4 protein-coding genes are annotated in these 5,256 nt (G+C 69.2%); all 4 read left to right on the top strand.

The genetic code is table 11. The features are described from left to right. The first annotated feature begins 32 nt into the window (after window positions 1-32). Window positions 33-1,019 carry a thiamine pyrophosphate-dependent dehydrogenase E1 component subunit alpha gene (locus tag ACEVQ6_RS23390; RefSeq protein WP_374891450.1) on the top strand — a complete coding sequence of 329 codons (987 nt, stop codon included), beginning with the start codon at window positions 33-35 and terminating at the stop codon, window positions 1,017-1,019. A 218-nt stretch (window positions 1,020-1,237) separates the two neighbouring features. Further along, complete coding sequence (locus tag ACEVQ6_RS23385; RefSeq protein WP_374891449.1) at window positions 1,238-2,248, top strand: alpha-ketoacid dehydrogenase subunit beta; 1,011 nt, start codon at window positions 1,238-1,240, stop codon at window positions 2,246-2,248. 279 nt (window positions 2,249-2,527) lie between these two features. Further along, on the top strand, window positions 2,528-3,781 hold the full coding sequence (locus tag ACEVQ6_RS23380; protein WP_374891448.1) for a transaldolase family protein: 1,254 nt from the start codon (window positions 2,528-2,530) through the stop codon (window positions 3,779-3,781). 26 nt (window positions 3,782-3,807) lie between these two features. After that, on the top strand, window positions 3,808-5,250 hold the full coding sequence (locus ACEVQ6_RS23375) for an alpha/beta fold hydrolase (RefSeq protein ID WP_374891447.1): 1,443 nt from the start codon (window positions 3,808-3,810) through the stop codon (window positions 5,248-5,250). Window positions 5,251-5,256 lie beyond the last annotated feature (6 nt).

The following is a 5,256-nucleotide window of genomic DNA, read 5'->3' as shown; positions in this document are numbered from 1 at the left end:
CAAGAACGTGGCAATGACGGGAGAAAGTTTTGATGGCAGGAGAGACGAGGCATCCGAATGCGCCGTCGCGTGCGTTGCTGGAGGGGATGTACCGGACGGCGCTGAAGATCCGTGTGTTTGAGACGGAGGGGATCAAGCTTTACCGTCAGGGTCTGATCCGGGGATATTTCCATCCGTATCTCGGCCAGGAGGGGATTGCGACGGGGGTTTGCGCGGCGCTGAAGGAGGGGGATTACATCGCCTCGACGCATCGCGGCCACGGCCACTGCATCGCCTGGGGCGCGGACGTGAAGAAGATGGTGGCGGAGCTTCTGCAGAAGGAGACGGGCTACTGCAAGGGCTATGGCGGCTCGATGCACATCGCCGACATCTCGGTCGGCAATCTCGGCGCGAACGGCATCGTCGGCGCGGGCACGCCGCTCGGCGTGGGTGCGGCGCTCGCCAACCAGATCAAGGGCAACGACGCGGTGACGGTGACGTTCACGACGGACGGGGCGTCGAACAACGGCACCTTCCTGGAATCGCTGAACCTCGCGGCGATCTGGAACCTCTCCTTCGTGCTCGTCATCGAGAACAACCAGTATGCGGTGTCGACGAAGATCGAGGAATCGACGCGCGAGACCGATCTCTACAAGCGCGGCACCGCGATCGGCGTCGAGAGCCACCAGGTCGACGGCAACGATCCGCTGGCGGTCTACGAGGTGATGAAGCAGGCGGTCGAGACCTGCCGGGCCGGCAAGGGTCCGGTGCTGATCGAGGCGAAGACCTATCGCCACATGGGCCACCACGTCAACGATCCCGGCAAGTACATGCCGGCCGATCGCCTCGCCTATTACAAGGAGCGCGATCCGGTCGACCGGGCGCGCGACGCGCTGACGAAGATGACCGACATCGAGGCCTCCGAGATCGAGGCGATCGAGGCGGAGATCCGCCAGGAATTCGAGGACGCGGTGGAATTCTCCAGGGCGAGCGGCGAGGTCGGCGTGGCGGAATTCCGCGAATTCGCCGCCATCTACTAACCCCTGCGAGGGGTGCGCCGGCACGGCCGGTGCGAGAAGCGCGGCCCCCGCGGGGCTGCGACCCCTGCGAGGGGTGCGGCCCGTGGCGGGGGTCTTGCCCCGGCGGGGCGAGGCGACGGCAGGCGATGTGAGAACCGGGCTTTAGAGACCGGAACAGGAACGAAGGCGGAGCGGGCGGGCTTTTGGAGCGGACGCGGTTCCCAAGGGAGACGGATCAGATGACGGCAGCAAGGGAAATGATGTATCGCGACGCGCTGCGCGAGGCGCTCGACGAGGAGATGGCGCGCGACGCGACCGTGTTCATCATCGGCGAAGGCATCGCCGAGCGCGGCGGGTCCTACAAGGTGACGGAAGGCCTGCTGGCGAAGTACGGCCCGGCGCGGGTGCGCGACACGCCGATCGCGGAGGCCGGCATGATCGGCGTCGGCGTGGGGGCCGCGATCGCCGGCGCCCGCCCGGTGGTGGAGATCCTCTACATCGACTTCGCCATGCTCGGCATGGACATGCTGGTCAACCAGGCGGCGAAGTTCCGGCTGATGACCGGCGGCGACGGCCGGGTTCCCTTCATCATGCGCACGCAAGGGGGCACGGGCGGCGGTGTCGCGGCGCAGCACTCCCAGAGCCTCGAGGCGCTGTTCTACCACATTCCGGGCCTGAAGGTGGTGATGCCCTCGACGCCGGCGGATGCCAAGGGCCTCCTGAAGTATGCGCTGCGCCAGCAGGATCCGGTGATGTTCCTGGAGCACAAGCACCTCTACATGACCAAGGGCCTGGTTCCGGACGGCGAGCATGTGATCGCGTTCGGCAAGGGCGACATCAAGCGCGCCGGCAAGGACGTGACGGTGATCGCCTGGTCGAACATGGTGCCGCGCGCGCTGGAGGCGGCGGCCAAGCTCGCCGAGGAGGGCATCGACGTCGAGGTGATCGACCCGCGCACGCTGGTGCCGCTCGACAAGGAGATGATCCTGTCGTCGGTGGCAAAGACCAACCGGGTGGTGATCGTGCAGGAGGCGGTGCGCCGCGGCGGCGTCGCTTCCGACATCTGCTCGATCATCCAGGAGGAGGCCTTCTACGACCTCGACGCGCCGGTGGAGATCGTCGCGGGCCTGAACATCCCGATCCCGTTCAACCTGGAACTGGAAAAGGCGAGCGTGCCGCAGGTCGACGACGTGGTCGCCGCCGTGCGCCGCACGCTGCACGCCAAGCCGCTGGCGATCGCCGCCGAGTGACCCTGTCCCGGCGCCTGGCCGACGGGCGTCGCGCGCCGGGCCCCTGAACAGGGGCGGCTCCCCGCCTGGGCGCGCCGCCCGGGCCCGCCCTTCGTCGGGGACACGCGCATTGCGGCTTTCCCGAACGGCCGAAGGACGCCGAAACGCCTGGAGCCCGTCCGGCTCGCCCTGAGCCTGACGGACGCAGATCGAACCCGAAGTGTTGCAGCCCGCGCCGCCGGACGCCCGCGATCCCGCGCCTTGCGCCGCTGACGCCCCTGAAGAACAGGACCGCCCCCGATGTCTGAGCCCGCTTCCGCAATGAGCCCCGCCTCTTCCCTCCACGTCCTGGAAAAGCTCGCCGCCACCAACCCCGACTGCGAGATCTGGTGGGATTCCTCGCCGCTCGTCTATGCCGGCTGGAAGGCGGGGGTTCTCGCCAAGGCGCCGCCGGAGAAGACGGCGGCCTGGGAGGCGCAGCTGACCCGGCTCTTCGACGCGGAGACGGCGGCCGGGAAAGGGACGATGGGCTTTCGCGGCGTCACCACCAACCCGCCGCTCTCGCTCCAGGCGATCGAGGCCGATCCCGGCTTCTGGGCCGGGCGCATCGCCGCGATCGCCAGGGAACGCCCGAACGACGACGTCGAGGCGATCTACTGGGCGCTCTATCTCGAGGTGGTGGCGGCGGGCGCGGCGATGATCCGCGCGGTCTACGACGTCTCGGGCGGCAAGTACGGCCTCGTCTCCGGCCAGGTCGACCCGCGCTTCGTCACCGACTACGACGCGATGCTGGCCCAGGGCCTCGAACTCGCCGAGGTGGCGCCGAACGTCATGGTCAAGGTGCCGGGCTCGAAGGAGGGCTATGCGGTCATCGAGGAACTGACGGCGCGCGGCATCTCCACCAACAACACGACCTCGTTCACCGTGCCGCAATACATCGCCTGCATGGAGGCCGTCTCGCGCGGGCTCGAACGGGCAAGAGCGGCCGGCATCGACCTTTCCCGCTGGCGCTCGGTCATCACCCACATGTCGGCCCGGCTCGGCAATGTCGGCGACCTGAAGGCGCAGGCCGAGGCGCGCGGCCTCAGCCTGACCGCCGAGGAGATCCTGCTCGGCGAGATCGCGGTGCTGAAGCGGGCCTATCGCTGGGGCAAGGAGCGCGGCCATCCGAGCAAGATGCTGCAATGCTCGATGCGGGTGACGGACGAGGGTCCGGGCGGACGCGCCTCGAGCGGCCATATCGCGCTGATCGCCGGCTCGGACATGGTCTACACCTGCCCGCCCGGCTATATAGCGCAGCTGATGCAGGCGGAGGACCGGCTGCCCGACTTCGACGCTCGCGCGATCGACACGGACGCGTCGCCGGAGCTGATCGAGAAGCTGCGCACGCTGCCCTACTTCCGCCAGGCCTATGATTTTGACGGCATGCGTCCGGAGGAGTTCGCGCGCTTCGCCGCCTTTGCCGCCACGGCGTCCGAGTTCGCCGCCGCCACCCGCAAGACCGTCGACTTCGTCGCCCGCGCCGTCGAGGCGGCCCGCCGCCGCGTCGCCTGACCCTGCCATTCAAGAGGATATGAACAATGGCCCGTCCCATATTGATGCCGCAGGTCGGCCAGGACCTGACCGAGGGCAAGGTGATCGCGATCCTGGTGAAGCTCGGCGATCCGGTGAAGAAGGGCGACATCGTCGCCGAGGTGGAATCGGAGAAGGCGACCTTCGAGGTCGAGGCCTTCGAGACCGGCACGATCATCGAGATCCGCTACAAGGTCGGCGACATGGCCACCGTGCTCGAACCGCTGATGATGGTCGGCGAGCCCGGCGAACTGCCTTCGGCAGTGTCTTCGACACAGCCTTCGGCAGGGGCTTCGGCGGCCTCTGGCGCAGCGAAGGCGGATGAGGCGAAGGCCGAGGCGAACGCCTCCTTCTCCGGGGAGAGCATCCAGTCGATCGTCGCGGCCGCCGCCGCCGACGAGGCCAGGCCTTCGGCTGCCGCGCAGTCCGCGGCTGTCGCACAGCCCGTGGCTGTCGCACAGCCCGTGGCTGTCGAAACGGCGCTGCTGAAGACCGGCACGGGTGGCTCCTCGCCGCTGGCGCGCCGGCTGGCCGCCGCCGCCGGGCTCGATCTTTCCGCCATTCGCGGCTCGGGTCCGCGCGGCGCGGTGGTCAAGCGCGACGTCGAGGCGGCGCGCGCCAAGGGGCCGGGCACGGTGCTCGCCTTCAGCGGCGGCGCATCGGCGGCCTCCGCTTCCTCCGCCGCCGGCGGCCTGGCGCTGCGCAGCCTGCAGTCCGGCAGCGGCGATCCGGTGCTGCTGATCCACGGCTTCGGCGGCGAACTGGCCGCCTGGCGGCCCTTCCTCGCCCATCTCAACCTGTCGAACCCGGTGCTCGGCATCGACCTGCCCGGCCACGGCTCGTCCGCCGCGCTCGCCGCGCTCGACTTCGACGGCCTCGTCGCCTCGGTGCGCAAGGCGCTTAGCGCGGAGAAGGTCGAGCGGCTGCATCTCGTCGGCCACTCGCTCGGTGCTGCCGTCGCGGCGGCGCTCGCCGGCGGCGGCGATCTCGACCTGCGCTCGCTGACGCTCATCTCGCCCGCCGGCCTCGGGCCGAAGATCAACGGCGATTACATCGCCGGCGTGCTCGCCGCCACCTCGGAGGCCGCGCTGAAACCCTGGTTCGACGAGCTCGTCGACGACCCGGCCGTGCTGCCGCCGGTGCTGATCCGCGCCACGATCGCCGCGCGCGAGGGCACCGACATGGTCGCCAACCAGAAGCGCCTCGCCTCCGGCATCTTCGCCGGCGACACCCAGCTCTTCTCCGTGCGCGACGCCGTCGCCCGCTACACCGGCCCCACCCGCATCATCGCCGGCCAGAACGACCGCATCGTCCCGCACCCAACCCACACCAGCATCCCCCCCCACGCCGCCCTCCACCTCCTCCCCAGAACAGGCCACCTCCCCTACCTCGAACAACCAAACCTCTCCGCTAAACTCATCAAGCAGAACATCCTGTCCGCAGGCGCTTGAACGGCG

Source organism: Ensifer soli, assembly GCF_041928815.1.
Taxonomy (GTDB): domain Bacteria; phylum Pseudomonadota; class Alphaproteobacteria; order Rhizobiales; family Rhizobiaceae; genus JBHFEI01.
The sequence above is the reverse complement of the archived record's forward strand: the minus strand, read 5'-3'. Positions and strand labels throughout refer to the sequence as shown.

Coding starts and splice junctions, on each gene's coding strand:
- ACEVQ6_RS23390 (WP_374891450.1), top strand. CDS start 33: ATGGCAGGAGAGACGAGGCATCCGAATGCGCCGTCGCGTGCGTTGCTG.
- ACEVQ6_RS23385 (WP_374891449.1), top strand. CDS start 1,238: ATGACGGCAGCAAGGGAAATGATGTATCGCGACGCGCTGCGCGAGGCG.
- ACEVQ6_RS23380 (WP_374891448.1), top strand. CDS start 2,528: ATGTCTGAGCCCGCTTCCGCAATGAGCCCCGCCTCTTCCCTCCACGTC.
- ACEVQ6_RS23375 (WP_374891447.1), top strand. CDS start 3,808: ATGGCCCGTCCCATATTGATGCCGCAGGTCGGCCAGGACCTGACCGAG.